Raw genomic sequence first — 17,365 nt, 5'->3', positions numbered from 1 at the left:
AGGTGTCCAACTCTGCCTTTCGGACAGAGCCGCCTTTGGACGAAAGCTCTTGATGTCCCGCACAAGGTGACAAAATATGGGTCGTATGGATAGTAATTTGGTTCTTACTGAACTCGACAAGACGATGCGCAAATGGCGGCACCATTTGCATCGGAACCCAGAGTTTGGCTTCGAGGAAAAAGAAACTGCGCGCTTCGTGGCCCAGAGGCTACGAGAGTTTGGAATCGAGGACATTGAGACAGCCGTTGGAAACACAGGCATTGTAGCAACGCTGCGTCTTGGGAACGGCGACCGTACAGTCGCACTTCGCGCTGACATGGACTGCTTGAAAATCCACGAAACGACCAACCTAAGCTATTCTTCGGAAAAACCGGGGCTGATGCACGCATGCGGTCATGATGGGCATACCACCATATTGTTGGGGACAGCAGCAATTCTGGCAAGTGAAGGTGGTTTCGACGGTACGGTAAAGTTTGTTTTTCAACCTGCCGAGGAATGGGGCCAGGGAATGAAGGCGATGATCCGTGATGGACTTGGGTCGCGTATACCGTTTGACGAGATTTACGGGTTGCACAACAAACCCGGTTTGCCAGTGGGATCGTTCGAAGTCCGACCCGGACCGTTCATGGGTGCGGAAGATGGTTTTCGGATTGTTGTGCGCGGAAATGGTGGGCACGCGTCGCGTCCCCACGATTGCAGGGATGCGATCTTATGTGCGTGTTCGATTGTGAGCGAGCTTCAGACAATCGTAGCTCGGGCGATTGATCCTGCTGAACTTGCTGTAGTTTCAGTGACGTCGATACAGGGTGACAATATCAAGAACGCTATCGCCAGTGAAGCCATCGTCGAAGGCGATTGCCGGCATTTCGATGACAATGTCAGTTTGCGGATAGAAGAAACCATGAGCCGCATCGCTGAAGGAATTGCTAATGCTCATGGCTGCTCTGTTGAGATCAAGTACGACCGTGTGTTCATCCCCTTAGTTAACGACGATCGTGCGACTGAGCATGCCTTGAAAGCTGCAGAAGCGGTATTCGGTTCCGCTAAAACAAACCCGGATGCCCCACGAATGGGAGCCTCCGAGGATTTTGCCTGGGCTTTGCGGATAGCTCCAGGCGCGTTTGTCAATATTGGAAACGGGGATAGCGCCCCCTTGCACAACCCCGAGTACGACTTCAACGACGATGCGTTAGCGCAGGGCGTCAAATGGTTTGTCGAGTTGGTACGACAACGCCTGCCCGTCACGTCATCCCGAAATTGAACCGTAGAAACTGCGAGGAAGGAAGACAACGGGTCATATCCGCTTTGGACTCGATGATGCCAACCGTAAAACTTCTTCAATGACCGCTTTGCGCAACAACCTGCCAGTCGTTGGATTTTAATCAAAGCTTCACGAACGCGCGATCCCTGTTGCAATGGCGACGTATACAAACAACTTACCTATCAGTTGGTAAGCAAAACCAAACTGCTCGTACACAGCGACACTAAAAGGAGACCAAACCATGCGCGTGAATGCTGACTTCAACAAACGTACCCTTGTGCGCTTCAACGAGAACGAATGGGTTGCTTCCCCTATGCCCGGAGTTGAGCGCAAAATGCTTGACCGGATTGGAGAGGAAGTCGCTCGCGCTACCACCATAGTCCGTTTCGCGCCAGGCAGCGCCTTCTCTGCCCATACGCACGACGGAGGCGAAGAATACTTGGTGCTTGACGGCACCTTTCAGGACGAGGACGGAGATTTTCCGGCTGGCTCCTACGTGCGGAACCCGCCGACTTCGTCTCATACACCCGCAGCACAGGACGGCGCGACGATCTTGGTAAAACTCCACCAATTCGATCCGACCGACCGTACTCAGGTGCAGATCGACACCGGTAATGCGGGCTGGATTGAAACGGAAGAAGGTGTTTCCAAGTTACCCCTTCACACAGATGTGCGTGAAACTGTTGCAATGGAACACTGGGATGCTGGTACGGTACGCACGCTTGATGCCTCTGGCGGGCTCGAGATTTTTGTGATCGATGGAAGCCTGAACGAGGGTGGCGATACCCTGTCCCGCTGGGATTGGTTGCGCCTGCCCGTCGGGGCGAGTTTCGAGGCGACCACAGGTGCAGAAGGGGCGCGCGTTTGGGTTAAGACAGGCCACCTAAATCACGTCGCCGAGCGCGTGGCATGAAGCCAGATGTAGAAATTGCCATCGTCGGCGCGGGGTTGTCGGGCCTCGCGCTGGCGCACATGCTGAAGCCTGAAGGACGCGACGTGCTATTGCTGGAAACGCGCGACCGCGCGGGCGGTCGCGTTCTCTCACAGGACGGTTATGATCTTGGCCCTTCGTGGATCTGGCCACACAACCACCGAATGCTGGCCCTGCTTAACAAGCTTGGGCTACGGGTATTTCCGCAACATAGCGATGGTCGATTGGTCTTCGAAGATGCGCAGGGGAATGTGCGCCGCGATCTCGACTTGGCCACGATGGGTGGCGCGCTGCGCGTTGCCGGCGGGCTCGCCCAGATAACCGACGCGCTCGCCCAGAGGCTTGGCGACAAGCTGCGCCTTGAACACCCGGTTCGGCGTGTGATCGAAGAAGACGGATGCGTCACCCTGAGCGGAGACGGGTTTTCATTGCGCGCCGACCGCGTGGTTTTGGCATTGCCGCCGCGTCTTGCTGCGCAGATGGGGGTGGTCGTTCCAGATGTGCCAACTTGGATGGCCGGGCATACCAAATTCCTTGCCGTCTACAACACCCCATTCTGGCGGGGTGCGGGCCTGAATGGTGACGCAATCTCGCATCAAGGTCCGCTGGCGGAAATACATGACGCTTCACCCCTGGACGGAACCGAGGGCGCTCTGTTCGGCTTTGCCGTGCCCGGCGCGGCTCGGCAATCCGGGTTCGAAGCGCTCGCGGTGACGCAACTGGGTCGCCTGTTTGGCCCCGAAGCAGCCGATCCTCGCGCCGTATTCTTCAAGGATTGGAGCGCCGACACGGCAACCGCCACTTCTGCCGACCTCAAACCGCCAACCTCCCATCCAGAGTATGGTGCACTCACTCCTTCCCAGAGGGTGATCTTTGCGGGAACTGAAACGGCGCCGTCGCACGGAGGGTTCCTCGAAGGCGCCCTTGAAGCGGTGGATACAGCGCACAGGGAATTATCGAGGACGATGGCATGACATCAGAAGAGAAGATCCTTGCCGCCGCCGAGGCGCGGGTCCGCACCGGCGGCTACAACGGCTTTTCGTTCCGAGACGTTGCACGCGACACCGGGCTGACCAGCGCAGGTATACATCATTACTTCCCTACCAAGGCGGACCTGGTCGCTCGACTTGCCAGGGATTACACGTCCCGTTTCCTTGAAACGCTGGATGAATGCCCGTTGGATACACGGGTCGGACGCCTGCGCACGCTATTCGCGGAAAGCCTGCGGCAGGACGGAAAGATGTGCCTTTGTGGTTTGCTTGCAGCCGAAAGCGGAGGTCTGCCTGAGCCGGTCACGGAGGCGGCCAAAAGGTTCTTTCAGGCATTGGCCGATCGACTTACCGGGGCATTTCCGGAAAGCGACGATCCGCATTCTGACGCATTAGCGGTGCTCGCTAAGTTGGAAGGTGCCGCATTGCTCGCGACTGTGCAGGATGATCCTGACATTTTCGAGAAAGCAACTTACGCTTTGACCCTTCGATGAGACCTTTTGCGATGACTGGAAGTTGGGCGCAGGAATGTCCTGGTCTGATTTGCGGACGATCCAGCCGCTAGTTACAGTGCGGTACTCAAAGGCCTTTGGAGTGGCCAACAGGCACCTTATGATTGAGTACTTTCGCACTATTCGTCAAAGCTTACACATCAGGTTGGAACAAACTGCGTTAAGACCTGAACAATACGCGTGGTTGCAGGCTTCCTGCTTTCGGCCTTTCAAGCTCCAGGCGGACGCCAACGTTTTTCGGCCTGTCGAGTTCGCGAATGGCTGTCTGTATAGCTTTGAACTCGGAAGTCGATGTACAGCGAATAGTTACGCGCGCGCCGATTGACTTGGCTGCGCGTACGCGTGCGATGGCTCCCTCCGGTGAGATATCTGCCATAGTATTAATTCGAGATACGAGCGAAGTTTACCCCGTTGCGCGTGGCGCTACCGAGGCAATAGATGGCAAAACGTCGGCTAAATTCCGGTTTCTCGATTTTGCTGATCAGAAACGGACGGCCAGCGACATCTTCGATCAGTCTTGGTGACATAACGCGTCCTAACCTTTAACTTTACCTATTAACAAATGCTGACACAGTTTGGCACGTATTCAAAAAAAGTTTAGGTCAGGTCAGCTTTTGCCAATTGATGTAGAACCAAAGGGTTCGATTGGACATCATTGTTGCTATTTTGCAGAATTTACTGCTTAAAACCAAAGCTTGCCTGCAATTCTCGAAACTTCAGAAAAACAGACTTTCCCTTCATCCCGCGCGGCATTTTTGTCCATAGTATTTTCGTTCTTGGTCGGTCGTGACCGGACGACAACTGTCGGGTTATCGAAACAGGCGGTAACATCAATGGATTGACTATCTGCTTAGGGCTCGATGCTGACAATGCTTCCGTTGGTTAGCGGATAACCGATAACTGCTTGTTGGTATTTTCAGCCACCAAATCGACTTCTTCCGCCGAGAAGCCAAAAGATGCGACCATCTTTCGATGTGCCCCCGACCCAAGGAACTCTGCAAGGAAGTCATCAACGTCTTTTCTCTTCGACGGAACGGCAGGTGCGAGTTTTCAACTCGATTGTTGAGCCACCTGCCCGTCAGTTCACCCAAATCTCTGAGCGCCGCCTTGTAGGATGCGAAACGATCTGTAACTACTTCTTCAGCGCAACAGTGCCGCTTCTTCAATTTCCTGAGGAACTTCAATGCTGCAGCTTTGTTTCAGCGTTTCGTGACAACGACCTACAGCACTGCACCTTCGTGATCGACTGCACGCCAAAGATAATGTCGCCGGCCATTCGCCTTCACGAATACTTCGTCTACGTGCCACTTCCATTTTGAGAAGGCTCGAAGTTGCTGGACCCGTTTGCGTCTAATCTCAGAGGCAAACATTGGGCCGAACCTGTTCCACCAGTAGCGGACGGTTTCGTGGCTGACATCGATCCCGCGTTCGTGCAGTAGGTCTTCAACATTGCGGAGTGACAGCGGAAATCGGATGTACAGCATCACCGCCAGGCGGATGATCTATGGGCTAGTTTTAAAGTACTTGAAGGAGGAAGGTTTGGTCATTCCTAAATGCTATGCAATCGACCTGCACGCCTCAAGACAAGTTCCTCTGACAAGACCATATACCGTATCAGCAGCAGTCCGGAGGATGCGCGTTGAGGCATACCGTGGCAGAGATCGAGACCATGGACCATGGGGCGCTGATCGCTGGCTGAGATTAAGCCTTCGGCACACCCGTCCCGAAACGACTCAGCACCGCGTTCCTGCGCCGGTTCCCGGCCTTCGAAATGCAGGCGCGCGAGCGAGGCGGCCTGCCCAAAGGGTTTGTCGCCAGGCTTGCCAAGGCGGCACTAGATGACCTGTCCCCCCCGAGCCCCGCACTCAAGCCCGGCTGTCGGTTGATCCGGGAATGGAATGGCCTGGCCCATGTGGTCGATGTTGTCGACGGCGGCTTTCTCTGGAACGGAAAGTGCTACACCTCACTGTCACCTATTACCCGGACCATCACCGGCGCTCGGTGGTCGGGGCCGCGGTTCTTAGGCCTGAAGAGGTCAGCCTGACCATGGGCAAACCTCGGATCCGCTGCGCCATCTACACCAGGAAGTCTTCCGACGAAGGGCTCGATCAGGACTTCAACTCTCTCGACGCCCAACACCAGGCCTGCGCCGCCTATATCGCCAGCCAGCGGCACGAAGGGTGGGTTGCTTGTAGGGCCAGATACGACGATGGCGGTATATCTGGGGGGGTGCGATTGAGAAGTCCGCTCCGTAGCAGCTCTTGGCCTATTTCAACACAGGTCTCGTGCAGATGGTGGTTGTTTAAAAAATCGGCCGCCTGACCCAATCCCTTGCCGTCTTCGTCAGGCTGGTTGTTCCTTTGTCTCCCCCACACAAGCCTTCAACACGGCCTCGTCCATGGGCCGGTTGACGCTCAACGTGCTCTTGTCCTTCGTCCAGTACGAGCGGGAGGTGACGGCCGAGCGGATCCGCGACAAAATCGCAGCTTCCAAGAAAAGGGGCCTTTGGATGGGCGGGCTACCGCCATTGGGATACGACCCACATTCAGATCCGAAGACCCAGGGCCTCACTCTCAACGCAAAGGAAGCGGACACTGTCCGGGCGATATCCACGCTTTACGCCAAGCTTGGCTGCCTGAACGCGGTCATGCGTCGCACCAACGAGATGGGCCTGAGCTCCAAGCTCCACCACTTTAAATCCAGTCGTGTTCAGGGCGGCACCCCGTTCTCTCGCGCGGCCAGATCTACGCGCTGCTTCGAAACCCGATCTACATTGGCAAGATCCGCCACAAGACGAAAGTCTAGGACGGGCAGCATGACCCCATTGTCGACGACGTGATCTGGGAACGGGTCCAGGCAAAGCTACAGGCTGCAAGCGCGCGACTGCGGGGTCGCAAACAAGCGTCCCTGCAATCTGGCGCGTTGCTCTCCGGAAAACTGCAAGATGAGACCGGTGATCGTCTAACCCCGATGCACACCCGGCGTCGTGGACGGCAGATCCGCTACTACGTCTCGAACCGGTTGATCTCGGGCGGAACCGATCCCCAAGGCTGGCGGTTGCCTGCGATGGCTCTGGAGCGAGAAGTAGCGTCTGCCATCGCGCGACATATTGATAAGCAAGCAAGCGACCATCGGATCTGCGCGACACCTGACCTACACCGAAACAATGCCTTCGGGGCAAAGGCACGGCCCCTCGCCCGTCGGCTGTCCCAGGGCGTGCCGGATCTTCTGCATGAGATACTGGACAAAGGGCGCATCCGGAAGAATGGCATAGTCCAAACGCCCTAAAAAAGCTAGAAAACAGGGAAAGAAGGATTGCGCTGACAGAGATGGGGGTAGGTGGCGGACCGAGGAGGGTTGAAATATTCTCTATTATTCAATTATTTACACTGCAACGATGCCCTCATGGGCCATTAAACAAATCAATGAGTTAGTACGGGTGGTGCAACATTATTCCGGGTCTCGGCTCGACGAAATTCAAAGTAACCCCCTTCGAGTGAACTTAAGTTCACAACAATTTTTACTACTTCGAACACCAGTTTTGCGCCGATAAGTCTCAAGACCAGTGCTGAAACGGCCCGACCAATCGAACTCTGCCACTGCCACATTCGCCGACTACGGTCTTCCTCCACGCCAACCTGACGTGGGCGCCGCTGATGTTTGCGCTCTAAAGCTGCCGTTCGAAAGAATGGATACGAACGGCTGCTACGCGGACTTTGCAGACATCCGCAGTATTGCTCCATAGGACCGCAGTCAGCCCGAAGCGGACCTACAAAATCCGACTTTGCAATTCTCGTGTTGCGGACAAGTTAGGCCGCGTACCGCCAAGGTCTCAGCGTCGCTAGCCACTGAACTCTGACAGTGGCTCCGCAACTACAATTGCTTAACACAAACTTTGCGCCAAAGACTGTTGCCAAGCTCTGTTTCAGTTCACTTTGCCTGACAACGTTTGTGTCGGCAGTTGTCCAAAGAGTGCTCTGTAGTCTCGCGCGAACTGACCCATGTGCCAAAATCCGTAAGCGTTTGCGATGTCCGATATACTCTCCTCTGGCGAGCAGGACACCAGTTCATGGCGCACAGCACCGAGACGGGCTCTTAGATAAAACTGCTTGGGGCTCACCCCATATGTTTCCTGAAACGCGCGACGAAGAGTGCATGCAGATACCTGAATATCTGCACATACTTCACCGATTGAAACGTTATCCATCAAATGGGCCCGCATGAACTCAACGGCTTGTTGTGCTAAACGGGTTCTATTTTTACTGTTTCGCCGATCACTCCATTCTTCGCCTACCACCAGCATTTCCAGAAGCTCAAAGATCATATCACTCTCTTCACTATCAGAGCTTGGTCCGGCCGCTGATCCAATTAGAAAGCGCGCTTTGTTTTTGACTAAGGAATGAAGCTTTCCAGCGTCGCTAACGAAAGATCTTAAAGCGTCATTTCGCACGGTGCTGATATCAAGACCGCAATCGTCGGCGATCCGTTGAGCCCTTCGGATGTTGATGCCAAAGGTCAGGCCTGTGAGCGTTGAATTGCTCACGCCTTCAAAAGGGTCTCCGCTACCAAAATTCATCAGAGCGGTGTCTGAGGGTGAGCCGTTAAGCCAAGTCCGTACACTCCCTTTGTCTGGTAAGCCAAACGCTAGAATGTCAGGGCGAGAAACACCAGTTTGGTACACAGCCTTATCAAACGACAAATCAATCATTTGAAGGTCAAGACCTGCCCAAACGGATACCGAAGAGTTCATAGTTCCCTCCTCAATTTGGCGTAGCTCAACATCCCATTGGGACAGCTCGCGGAATTGCGAAGGGTCCTGCAAAAAAAGTGTGTTTGGGGCGCAAGTTTTTTTGGGGGCTGATCGTTTTTTGATGTCGTCCATTCCGCCCCGCAGGTAGTTTTCATGAAATGTTATTCGAATATGTAGGCTTGGACAATTGCAAGACAAAGCAGACAAATCGAGAGGGAAGAGGTTCGGACGCCCATCGTTGCCTGACGATACTGCGCGAACCGAACGCGTCGTAACGCTGCTAACCAAAAGCGAAAAAGAGTTGTTGCGCTCACAGGCTGAAGACAGCGAACTCTCCCTTTCAACCTTTTGCCATCATCTGATCCTTGAAGGTCTGAAAACAAGTAAATCATGAAACAGGGGTATCTCATGAAATCAAAACTGTTCCTCTCAGCGCTGGTCTTTACCGGCTCCGCTATCACGGCGGCAGCTCAGGACAGCAATATCGTGCATGATGCGGAATACTATGTCCTGAAGCAGCAAAACGAAGCCGTTTGGGTCGAGAACGACGCACAGGTTGACCAACTGCTGGCCGATTTTCGTGAGAAAAACGGAGGGAACCCTCCAAACATCTTCTACATCCTTATTGACGATATGGGTTTTGGCGACATGGGTATGCCCGAGATGAACGCGATACGCGGGTATTCGACGCCCAATATCAACGCGCTCGCAGAGGAAAGCATGCGGTTTGCGCGCATGTATACCGAGCCGTCCTGCACACCGTCGCGGGTCGCCTTCATGACGGGTCGCCAGCCGTATCGCAATGGGATGGGCGATACCGCCGTCGATATTTCAGGTTTTGGCCTTGCCGATGAAGAAGTCACAATTGCCGAAGTTCTGAAATCCGTAGGCTACAACACCTCGCATGTTGGCAAATGGCACATGGGCGACATTCAGGAATCCTGGCCTACTTATCAGGGCTTTGACTACGCCGCGTTCCCCATCCATCAGCAGGGCCAGTTGGCCATCTTCAACGAAGATGCAGCCAAGGAAGAAATCACCATGGCCATAGGGGAAGACAACTACAACTCCAAATACACGCTGGATGATTGGTTTCGCCCTGATCCGGGACACATGATTACCGGCCTCGAAGCTGTTATTGGCGGGGAGGTCCGCGAAGTCCATATGGAACCGGGTGAGAAATGGACCCAGGACAAATATAATGAAATGAACATCCGCTATCAGGCACAGGCGATGGAACAGTTGCGCCTGCTAGCAGAACGGGATGAACCGTTCTTCCTGCAATACTGGCCGCTTGTCCCTCTGTCGACAACGCGCACGACGAGAGAGGCGTTCACGACACCCAACGGCGGTACATTCGTTGAAAGCATGGAAGAGCTGGATGAATGGATCGGGGTCATTCTGAACGAAGTCGATGCGCTGGGGCTTAGGGACAATACCCTGATCGTTTTGATGGGCGACAACGGTCACTTCACCAAATATGCCCCCGGCAGTGGGTTTTCGCCGCTGGTCTTCCGGGGCGGCAAGGCCGATACGTCTGAAGGAGGCGTTCGGGTGGATGCGTTCGCCCGCCTGCCCGGCTTGATCGAGGGAGACTCGATTGTATCTGACATTATTCATATCTCTGATTTGTTCACGTCAATTGCGCGTATCGGCGGAGCGATGGATGCCATCCCCCGCGACCGGATCATTGACGGTGTCGATCAGACGTCCCTGATGTTTATTGGCGATACGCATGGGCGCAGGGATCATGTACTGATCTACTCGATCAATTCGCTGAAAGAGGTGGTAAAGGAACACATCAAACTCAAAGTTCCGGCCAAAGGTGAAAATGCTATCGTGGCCAAGTTCTACAACCTGTTCCGCGACCCCCGCGAAGAACAGAGCGTATCGACCGAGATCGGAGCATGGGCTGGACATGAGTTTAACCGCATTATTGCCCGCCACCTGAAATTTAAGGAAATGTACCCCGATCAACCGGCCGCGACTGGACGTCCCTATGAAGGTATCGTGAACCTTCGTCCTGAAACCGTCGCAGCGGTGGATGCCTTTGTCGCCAAGCGGGACATTCAGCCCGACTAAAGGGTGAAGCTGATAAGAGTAATGCAAGCCCCGCATCAGATAATGATATGCTTGATGTGGGGCTTGGCATCCACAACAAAAATTCTGGAAACAATATGAAAATCCAAGCGCTTGTCCTTGCATTGGCGACTGGCATTGTTGCGGCCCCAGCAATCGCCGATGAAAACGCTTCAAACCCTTTGGCCGCAGTTAATAACACGGACATCCGGTATCAGTATTTTGATTTGGGCAACGGTGCTGACAAGCAGGACGCCTTTATAGATGGCGCATACATGCTGCGGCCTGATCTGAAACTGAAATATGAGTTGCACTACAACTCAACGGATGTGACTGGAACTCGGTTCACTGACTTCGAGAAATTGAGCCTCAAAGCGATCTATTTCCCTTCTCAGAGACCGCTCAACGAAACGTGGGCCATCAAGTCGGCCATTGGTCTGGAGTGGATTCTGGACTTTGGCGACCCGGAAAAAGGGATCGGAACCGGGTCCGATCAAATTGCGCCTTTTGGCGGGTTCGCCTTTGCAAACACAAAATCAGGGCTGACGCTGATCCCACTGCTCCAGCATTTTGCTTCATACAATGGCCCGACGGACATAAACCAAACCGCGATGCGGTTGATTGCGCTACAACCGTTTGGCGATGGGTACTGGGCCAAGGCTGACATCAAAGCACCATATGACTGGGAGAACGATGCTTGGCCAGCGACCGCTGAGTTCCAGATTGGCAAGAACCTCAGTCCTGGCATCGCAATTTATGCTGATTTCCTAATCGGTATAGGTTCCGACCGCCCCTACGATAAAGGTGCCGGCTTGGGTTTGCGTTTCAACTACTAGTCCACCCACACCCAACCTCGGCGAAGATCATCTATGTCACAGTCCAGAACTCTGTTCAGCCATTTGTATTCTGCGCCTATCTTGACCCTTCCTGGAACTGCCTTGAGCCAATCCCTGCCCGCGCCGGGTTGGTAGGAAATAAATTGGCGTCACTCGCGCCGCATCATTCTATCTGGTCGCTCCGCTCTGAACTCGGGGAAGATCAATAGTCTCTAGGCGATCCGCTGAGATGGATTTGAACCTTGAAACTGAATCCGTTGTTCGCGCTTCTAATCCCCAACCAGCGATGCTTAGGCCCAGAGTTCTGAGAAAAGAGACTTCTATTACGATCTGTACCCAAGACTTTGCAAAGTCCGCTGTCTGCGCATTGCTGTCATTGGGGCATCGAGCAGCATCGGTCAAAGTGGGCTCGATGCGGCCATTCTTTGCGGCAAGCATGGTTGGCTGGTCGCAGCCCAAACCGGACATTCCAAACTAAACTTTGCAAATCCCGAGATGCGGACAAACTGCCGTTCGCTTTCATCCGCTCAATACCTGTATCCGGTATTCGAGCAAAACTGCTGATAGTATCGGCGGTATTGGATGAACAAGGAATCATAAGTCGGACCCATGGTTCAGTGCTCCCTTACCCGGCGGCGGAACACCGCTACTTTGAGGAATGATGGCCGATTGGAGCAATTATTCTTAAAAAATGGGATTTTGCCACCTTGGTCTCGCGCTAGAGGCAGAAATTGTCTACCTTTGATTTGAGGTGCCTATCGGATGAGTACAAAAAACTTGCTCGTGGATCAGGAGTTTTCTTTTCTTCAGGAAACTGATGCAGCAATGAGTGGTTGGAACATTGAGGCCGTCCAACTCAAACCCGGAATAACACACTCCAAGTTGCAGATCGTTCGCGTAGCGGACCTTCAAGTCATGCTAAATGAAGAATCTCATCCTTGCCATGTAAACTGGACCCATGACGGCGAAACAACAAGCTTTGCGTTCTATCGCCCGAATAGCGAAAACGAGATTTGGTGTGGCCTACCTGTAATAGCGGATGATGTTTTGATTACGTCCTCCGGTCGCGACCATGCAAGCCTGACACCAGCTGGCCTTAGTTCGGTTTTTGTGACCTTCGAGACCAACCTGCTAGACCGCTACGGGGTCCATGAACTTTGTCGAATTGACACGGCTCAGAATACGACAAACGGAATTGCAAAGCTTGGGACGACTGGACGGCGTTTACGGAAGTTACTGTTCAGCTTATTTGACCAACCGCATCTTTGGGATCAATTTTCACCCGATGATCTCCAAGATCACATCATGTTTTCGCTAGGTGACATGCTTTGTAGAAACAGCGAGAAGTCAAAGGATTTCGCAAACCTGAAAAGCGCCGCCACTTGGAAGACTGTTGCACGAGCCTTGGAAGCCATAAGTAGTTCCCAGCAGTTTTTTAGCTCTCGACAGCTTGCGGATGCGATTTGCGTTAGCCCTAGACTTTTATACCTGTCTTTCCGACAAGAGCTTGGAGTTTCCCCGGCAAAATTTATACGCTTTCGAAGGCTTCAAAACGCCCGGTTCGAATTGGCGATGGGCAACAGTCAGAGCACTTTGATCAAGCAAGTGGCAAGCAAACATGGGTTTCGCGATTTTGGGCGTTTCTCTGAGTATTACAAACGACAATATGGCGAGTTGCCGAGCGATACACTGAGAAAGCAGTAAGTTATTGGACGGCTATTCCGTCCTGGGTTCTCCACGCCCTTACTCGCCCAAAACCACGGTCAAAACTGGAAGAGCAAATTGAGCGAGAATTGCACAATTTGCGTATCCAAACCGTTCGATATCTTGAAAGCGACACGGCATAGTTAAACGAAAATGAATGTTAATACCTGATAGAGGACTTGTGCGCTGGCGGATCGCATTGCAGCCTTGAGACAGAAGACTTGTGGTAAATCAGTGTTCTAGGGACGGGGAATTGAAGATGAAAAAGAAGTTGTCACATCTCGTTATTGGTGCGCTGGCATACAGCTTTCTGCCTACGATTGCGCAAGCACAAGACGCCGGATGCGATGCAGCATGCGAAGCTGCCCGAAAAGCCGCCAACCCCCTCGCTGACATTCGCGCGATCATGACTGACAACACGGTAGCATTCAGAACGGGCACGGATGAGGAAGACAGTTATAACTTCCAGATTCAACCAGTCTACGCAGTTCCACTTGACGGCGCCAACCTGGTGCTAAGGGGCATTATCCCAATTCAGGGTGTTGCGCCGGGTGCAGTTCTACCGCCCGGTATAGGTGAACCCACCCAAAACTCCGATCTCGAATGGGGAATAGGTGATTCAACGGTTCAAGCGTTTTACGCACCGACACCTTCGGGCAATATTTCTCTCGGCTATGGGCTACAAGTATCTTTACCGACCCACACCGACGACGCGCTTCAGGGCGCGGGTTGGGGCGCGGGTCCGGCCTTCGTGATATTTGGCCAGGCAGGAGATTTGTCCTGGGGTGGTGTTCTTGCTCATATGTGGGGAGAAAGCGACTTCAGCACGACTATACTACAGCCGATCCTGATCTACGGCCTTGGTGGAGGTTGGTACTTTGGATATAACAATGTGATATCATATAATTGGAATGCCTCTAGCAGTGATGACGCCTGGTTAGTGCCATTGGGCCTAACGGTCGGCAAAACTATCATAACCAACGAGGAGAAGGGTACGGCACTGGACCTGAGCGCTGGATACTACGACGTTAACCAGTCTCCGACAGGCGGACCAAACAGACAGTTCAAATTTGGCATCTCTTTTTTCTTCTAAACAAAAAAAGAGAACAATTTGGAGCTAAAAAAGCCGTGCGCAATACGATTTCGGATAACGAAGTTACCACGACAGTGAACGTCTTAGTTTCAGGTTGGCGGCACGACCTCATTTTCGACGCAATGGCAGAAAACGAACTCTTAGTAATTTCACATTCTCGATCTGGTGAAACTTCGACCCGGATGTTTGGGGGTCGACAGCCACACTCAAACCCCAATTTTCGTAAAAATTGGATGGGAACCGTAAGATGAGTTTATTGCACGAAAGACTATTGGAACGCTGCAAGTATTGGGCTGCCTCGCTACACACCGAAATCGATAGAGGGCCACAGGGCAGTAGATCATCCTTCCCACTAGGCTCCTCTGAAAGCTAAGTTGAGGACATGAGAGGATGTCTAGGAAACCTAAAAACTTGCGTGTTCGGTGCCCGGAATGAGTAGTATTTGGGCGGTAGGAATACCTATTTTATTGGTTGATGTAGCAAACCCAGTTCTACTCGTGGCGATTGCATATGCTCTCACAAGGAGCCGTCCGATTGCAAAAAGCTACGCACTAATCCTGGGCCATACACTTGCCTACTTTCTGATGGGCATTTTAATCGTTTACGGATACTTTTTCCGCAGGTGCATCGTTGCAGTATCTGAATACCGTAGTTTCAGGTGTAGACGGTATCGCGTTGCCTCCTGAAGTTGCCGAACTCTCAGACACTGCGATAGCGACAGTAGGCCTCGTAGCGAAATGGGATACTCGCGACGATACGTTTTACCCGGTTAGCGGGAACAAAGTGGATCTGGCGCTGACCTACTCAAACGATGTTCAAAACGGGGATCTGTCCTACTACGGACTGAAGCTAAGCTACGACAAGTTTTGGCCCGTTAGCAATGAATCAGCTATCGCCTTCAGAGCAACGGCTTGCGAAAAAAGCGACCGCACTCCTTTCTTCGACAGTTGCCTTCTAGGTTCTGAAATAAGGGGTTTTCCATTGTTTGATGTTTATGGAAATTCAATGCTTACAGCGCAAGCTGAATACCGAGGACGACTTTCTAAGCGATTTGGATACGTCGCATTTGCTGGTGGCGGCGAAGTGCAAAAGAACAGTATTTCCGTCGATAGTGGCTTCCGCTACGCTGGTGGTGTTGGTTTGCGCTACCGAGTAACAAAAAAACACAAACTGGATTTTTCCATAGACGCGGCAGTTAACGACGACGGCGATGATTTTCTGTATTTTTATGTTGGCCAAAGATTTTAAGTCACCTTTTTTAGAAACCGGACAATGAAGGAAAACCCATGCGCTTGCTATCTGTACTTATTGCAACGGCTCTTTTCTCAACCGGAGCGGTCGCTCAGACAATCGAAAGGATAACAAAAAACAACGAAATCCGGTTTGGTTTTCGAGCAGACGCTGCGCCACTATCTTACCTCAACGACCAAGGTCGACCGTTTGGCTTGTCACCGTTGATCTGCGATCAGGTCGCGCAGAGGCTTGCGAAGAAACTTGAATTAAAGGAATTAAACGTCCAGTTCATTCCTGTCGACGCCAAGGATCGTTTCGACAAAATTGCCTCCGGAGAGGTCGATGTGCTTTGTGGGGCTGCGACCATAACACTTTCCCGTCGCGAAGTTGTTGATTTTTCGATTCCAATTTATGTCGACGGCACGTCCATATTGTTGCCAATCGAGGCTGAGGGCACCATGAGTGCGCTAGCGGGTAAGAGGGTTGGCATGAGAAGCAACACAACAACAGAGGCATCCGTTCTCAATTCCTTCGAAGCGGCAAGTATCGATGCAAATATGGTAAGGTTCGCCTCACACCCAGACGGCATCAAGGCTCTGCGAGACGGCGAAATCGATGCGTATTTTGCAGATCAGTCGATTTTATTAGTCAACTACATTGCTGCCGGGCTAAAGGGTAAATTCAAGTTATCCCAAGAAATATTGACGATAGAAAAGCAAGGATTAGCGATACCGAAAGGAGACTATGATTTTCGATTGCTTGTAGATCGTATTTTGTCAGAGATGTATGCTCAAGGTTCAATGGAGGAGATTTTCCGTATTGCCTTGCCGGGGATTGAGCCCAGCGAAGCATTGAAAGCTCTGTATGTAATCGCCCCTACCAATCCATGAGACGTATCGCATAAGAAAGTTTTTTTTTGCGTGTTAGTTTCGCACTGCGACTTAGGCTAATTTATCCCGCAGAGCGAACGTTGGACAAAGTTAAATCAAGGTCTGCTCTTGGAAATTGAGAACCCCCTAGAAGAAATCTTCGAAGGGACCGCAGTCGCAAGAGCCCACCAGATTAGGGGTCGGGCCGTATTCTATTCAACACTTTCGGCTTGGTCTGTATGCGACGGTCTACCGGTATTAGTGTCTACGCGTACAGAAGACCGAAAGTTATGGGTCACTGGGGCCTAAAGATCAGGGCGCGAACACTTCAACTAAATTCGCGTTTAGTTTGTAAGCGGATTCCACGTTTGACTGGCCGTCGTAGAACACAACGTCGCTAACCCTGCTTTCTGCTAAAAGTTCCCCTTCGATCCAAAACGCTTCGAAAATCGACTTGAATTCAACGCCACCGGGGTAATCAACATGAATGATCTGGTTCGGCGGCTGCGAAGGTGTGTGAACGCAAGATCCAGCGACCGGGACAAATAGGAACTCAGTGACAACTCGTCCGCTGAGTGCAAGCGGTACTATGTACCCAGGTAGCTTGATCGCCGTACCCAGCTTTTCTAAGTTTGGACCGCGCCCGATTGAGTTGTTATGCGCAATGATCTTTCGGCGTTCGAGCATCAGCTTTTCTACGTCGACTTCATTCGCCGCCAGAACACCTGTGGCTGCATTGTATTCTTTGATAAAATCAGGATCAGAGCGCGTAGCGGTTCCGGACGTTCGCCAACGAACTTGCGTTCTCATTGCGTTCAACAACGGATCCGGCAGGGTTTCAAATGGGGCTTCCAGAGACTTCAGGGTTGGCTTCAAGTCAAGCCAGCTATCCGCTACTTGTTTCTGAATAAATCCATCCATCACAGTGGAGTTAGAAGCATAAGTAAAATCATGCGCGCGCCGAGACATGTCAAAACGCTTCGCCCCTGAAGGAGACGTTTGGGCAGCAGGTTCTGGTGAACCTTGGGCAACCTCCGCCTGAGCAGCATTCACATCCGCGAACGCGAAAAAAATAACTACCAGAGCGATCAAGTTGCTTGTCATTTCA

Annotated in this window: 17 protein-coding genes and 2 pseudogenes; 14 read left to right on the top strand and 5 right to left on the bottom strand. The window is 52.4% G+C overall.

From position 1 onward, the window contains the following. The first annotated feature begins 76 nt into the window (after positions 1 to 76). From GOV45_RS10375 to GOV45_RS10355, 5 genes are all read left to right on the top strand, one after another. The gene (locus tag GOV45_RS10375; RefSeq protein ID WP_217362451.1) at positions 77 to 1,261 is read left to right on the top strand and encodes a M20 aminoacylase family protein; all 1,185 of its coding nucleotides are present in this window, start codon (positions 77 to 79) and stop codon (positions 1,259 to 1,261) included. A 241-nt stretch (positions 1,262 to 1,502) separates the two neighbouring features. Next, positions 1,503 to 2,174 carry a cupin domain-containing protein gene (locus GOV45_RS10370; protein WP_170477063.1) on the top strand — a complete coding sequence of 224 codons (672 nt, stop codon included), beginning with the start codon at positions 1,503 to 1,505 and terminating at the stop codon, positions 2,172 to 2,174. Further along, positions 2,171 to 3,166, top strand: coding sequence for a flavin monoamine oxidase family protein (locus GOV45_RS10365; RefSeq protein ID WP_170477062.1), 996 nt, complete (start codon positions 2,171 to 2,173; stop codon positions 3,164 to 3,166). Before GOV45_RS10370 ends, GOV45_RS10365 begins: the two co-directional genes overlap by 4 nt. After that, positions 3,163 to 3,675 (top strand): TetR/AcrR family transcriptional regulator, encoded by a 513-nt coding sequence (locus GOV45_RS10360; protein ID WP_170477059.1) that lies wholly within the window; start codon positions 3,163 to 3,165, stop codon positions 3,673 to 3,675. The genes GOV45_RS10365 and GOV45_RS10360 overlap by 4 nt, the downstream gene beginning before the upstream one ends. Before the next feature lie 275 nt (positions 3,676 to 3,950). After that, entirely contained in the window at positions 3,951 to 4,217 is a 267-nt protein-coding gene (locus GOV45_RS10355) for a hypothetical protein (RefSeq protein ID WP_170477057.1), read from the top strand. A 471-nt stretch (positions 4,218 to 4,688) separates the two neighbouring features. On the opposite strand, the pseudogene GOV45_RS10350 reads toward GOV45_RS10355, so the two are convergent. Continuing rightward, a pseudogene (locus GOV45_RS10350) lies at positions 4,689 to 5,195 on the bottom strand (IS6 family transposase); the annotation flags it as partial. A gap of 269 nt (positions 5,196 to 5,464) precedes the next feature. Here GOV45_RS10350 and GOV45_RS10345 point away from each other — a divergent pair. Next, positions 5,465 to 5,737: a DUF2924 domain-containing protein gene (locus GOV45_RS10345; RefSeq protein WP_254447973.1), complete on the top strand. Its 273-nt coding sequence runs from the start codon at positions 5,465 to 5,467 to the stop codon at positions 5,735 to 5,737. Positions 5,738 to 6,091: 354 nt separating this feature from the next. Next, positions 6,092 to 6,139, top strand: a pseudogene (locus GOV45_RS23590) (hypothetical protein); the annotation flags it as partial. 99 nt (positions 6,140 to 6,238) lie between these two features. Here GOV45_RS23590 and GOV45_RS23585 read toward each other — a convergent pair. Further along, a complete protein-coding gene (locus GOV45_RS23585; protein ID WP_367648675.1) occupies positions 6,239 to 6,385 on the bottom strand; it encodes a hypothetical protein in 147 nt (48 codons plus the stop codon). Positions 6,386 to 6,663: 278 nt separating this feature from the next. Here GOV45_RS23585 and GOV45_RS10335 point away from each other — a divergent pair, with 278 nt between their 5' ends. Beyond that, a complete protein-coding gene (locus GOV45_RS10335; protein ID WP_170477055.1) occupies positions 6,664 to 6,981 on the top strand; it encodes a hypothetical protein in 318 nt (105 codons plus the stop codon). 637 nt (positions 6,982 to 7,618) lie between these two features. Here GOV45_RS10335 and GOV45_RS10330 read toward each other — a convergent pair. Next, positions 7,619 to 8,443, bottom strand: coding sequence for a helix-turn-helix domain-containing protein (locus GOV45_RS10330; RefSeq protein WP_170477053.1), 825 nt, complete (start codon positions 8,441 to 8,443; stop codon positions 7,619 to 7,621). Between the two features lie 408 nt (positions 8,444 to 8,851). On the opposite strand from GOV45_RS10330, the gene GOV45_RS10325 reads away from it, so the two are divergent. Both GOV45_RS10325 and GOV45_RS10320 read left to right on the top strand, forming a co-directional pair. Then, the gene (locus GOV45_RS10325; protein WP_170477051.1) at positions 8,852 to 10,525 is read left to right on the top strand and encodes a sulfatase-like hydrolase/transferase; all 1,674 of its coding nucleotides are present in this window, start codon (positions 8,852 to 8,854) and stop codon (positions 10,523 to 10,525) included. A 95-nt stretch (positions 10,526 to 10,620) separates the two neighbouring features. Continuing rightward, a complete protein-coding gene (locus GOV45_RS10320) occupies positions 10,621 to 11,358 on the top strand; it encodes a hypothetical protein (RefSeq protein WP_170477049.1) in 738 nt (245 codons plus the stop codon). A 168-nt stretch (positions 11,359 to 11,526) separates the two neighbouring features. Here GOV45_RS10320 and GOV45_RS10315 read toward each other — a convergent pair whose 3' ends face one another. Continuing rightward, entirely contained in the window at positions 11,527 to 11,796 is a 270-nt protein-coding gene (locus GOV45_RS10315) for a hypothetical protein (RefSeq protein ID WP_170477047.1), read from the bottom strand. A 324-nt stretch (positions 11,797 to 12,120) separates the two neighbouring features. Between GOV45_RS10315 and GOV45_RS10310 the strand changes: the two genes are divergently transcribed. The 4 genes from GOV45_RS10310 (at position 12,121) to GOV45_RS10295 (ending at position 16,278) form a co-directional block, all read left to right on the top strand. After that, complete coding sequence (locus GOV45_RS10310) at positions 12,121 to 13,062, top strand: helix-turn-helix transcriptional regulator (protein WP_170477045.1); 942 nt, start codon at positions 12,121 to 12,123, stop codon at positions 13,060 to 13,062. A 259-nt stretch (positions 13,063 to 13,321) separates the two neighbouring features. Next, positions 13,322 to 14,155, top strand: coding sequence for a hypothetical protein (locus GOV45_RS10305; RefSeq protein ID WP_170477043.1), 834 nt, complete (start codon positions 13,322 to 13,324; stop codon positions 14,153 to 14,155). 630 nt (positions 14,156 to 14,785) lie between these two features. Beyond that, a complete protein-coding gene (locus GOV45_RS10300) occupies positions 14,786 to 15,403 on the top strand; it encodes a BamA/TamA family outer membrane protein (RefSeq protein ID WP_170477041.1) in 618 nt (205 codons plus the stop codon). A 38-nt stretch (positions 15,404 to 15,441) separates the two neighbouring features. Beyond that, positions 15,442 to 16,278, top strand: coding sequence for an amino acid ABC transporter substrate-binding protein (locus GOV45_RS10295; RefSeq protein ID WP_170477039.1), 837 nt, complete (start codon positions 15,442 to 15,444; stop codon positions 16,276 to 16,278). A gap of 291 nt (positions 16,279 to 16,569) precedes the next feature. Here GOV45_RS10295 and GOV45_RS10290 read toward each other — a convergent pair whose 3' ends face one another. After that, positions 16,570 to 17,361 carry a DUF3299 domain-containing protein gene (locus GOV45_RS10290; RefSeq protein ID WP_170477037.1) on the bottom strand — a complete coding sequence of 264 codons (792 nt, stop codon included), beginning with the start codon at positions 17,359 to 17,361 and terminating at the stop codon, positions 16,570 to 16,572. Positions 17,362 to 17,365 lie beyond the last annotated feature (4 nt).

This window comes from Ruegeria arenilitoris (genome assembly GCF_013035425.1).
GTDB lineage: Bacteria > Pseudomonadota > Alphaproteobacteria > Rhodobacterales > Rhodobacteraceae > Ruegeria > Ruegeria arenilitoris_A.
Note: the sequence above shows the minus strand (reverse complement) of the source record. Positions and strands in the feature narration are given on the sequence as shown.

Coding starts and splice junctions, on each gene's coding strand:
- GOV45_RS10375 (WP_217362451.1), top strand. CDS start 77: ATGGGTCGTATGGATAGTAATTTGGTTCTTACTGAACTCGACAAGACG.
- GOV45_RS10370 (WP_170477063.1), top strand. CDS start 1,503: ATGCGCGTGAATGCTGACTTCAACAAACGTACCCTTGTGCGCTTCAAC.
- GOV45_RS10365 (WP_170477062.1), top strand. CDS start 2,171: ATGAAGCCAGATGTAGAAATTGCCATCGTCGGCGCGGGGTTGTCGGGC.
- GOV45_RS10360 (WP_170477059.1), top strand. CDS start 3,163: ATGACATCAGAAGAGAAGATCCTTGCCGCCGCCGAGGCGCGGGTCCGC.
- GOV45_RS10355 (WP_170477057.1), top strand. CDS start 3,951: ATGGCTGTCTGTATAGCTTTGAACTCGGAAGTCGATGTACAGCGAATA.
- GOV45_RS10345 (WP_254447973.1), top strand. CDS start 5,465: ATGCAGGCGCGCGAGCGAGGCGGCCTGCCCAAAGGGTTTGTCGCCAGG.
- GOV45_RS10335 (WP_170477055.1), top strand. CDS start 6,664: ATGCACACCCGGCGTCGTGGACGGCAGATCCGCTACTACGTCTCGAAC.
- GOV45_RS10330 (WP_170477053.1), bottom strand. CDS start 8,443: ATGAACTCTTCGGTATCCGTTTGGGCAGGTCTTGACCTTCAAATGATT.
- GOV45_RS10325 (WP_170477051.1), top strand. CDS start 8,852: ATGAAATCAAAACTGTTCCTCTCAGCGCTGGTCTTTACCGGCTCCGCT.
- GOV45_RS10320 (WP_170477049.1), top strand. CDS start 10,621: ATGAAAATCCAAGCGCTTGTCCTTGCATTGGCGACTGGCATTGTTGCG.
- GOV45_RS10315 (WP_170477047.1), bottom strand. CDS start 11,796: ATGCTTGCCGCAAAGAATGGCCGCATCGAGCCCACTTTGACCGATGCT.
- GOV45_RS10310 (WP_170477045.1), top strand. CDS start 12,121: ATGAGTACAAAAAACTTGCTCGTGGATCAGGAGTTTTCTTTTCTTCAG.
- GOV45_RS10305 (WP_170477043.1), top strand. CDS start 13,322: ATGAAAAAGAAGTTGTCACATCTCGTTATTGGTGCGCTGGCATACAGC.
- GOV45_RS10295 (WP_170477039.1), top strand. CDS start 15,442: ATGCGCTTGCTATCTGTACTTATTGCAACGGCTCTTTTCTCAACCGGA.
- GOV45_RS10290 (WP_170477037.1), bottom strand. CDS start 17,361: ATGACAAGCAACTTGATCGCTCTGGTAGTTATTTTTTTCGCGTTCGCG.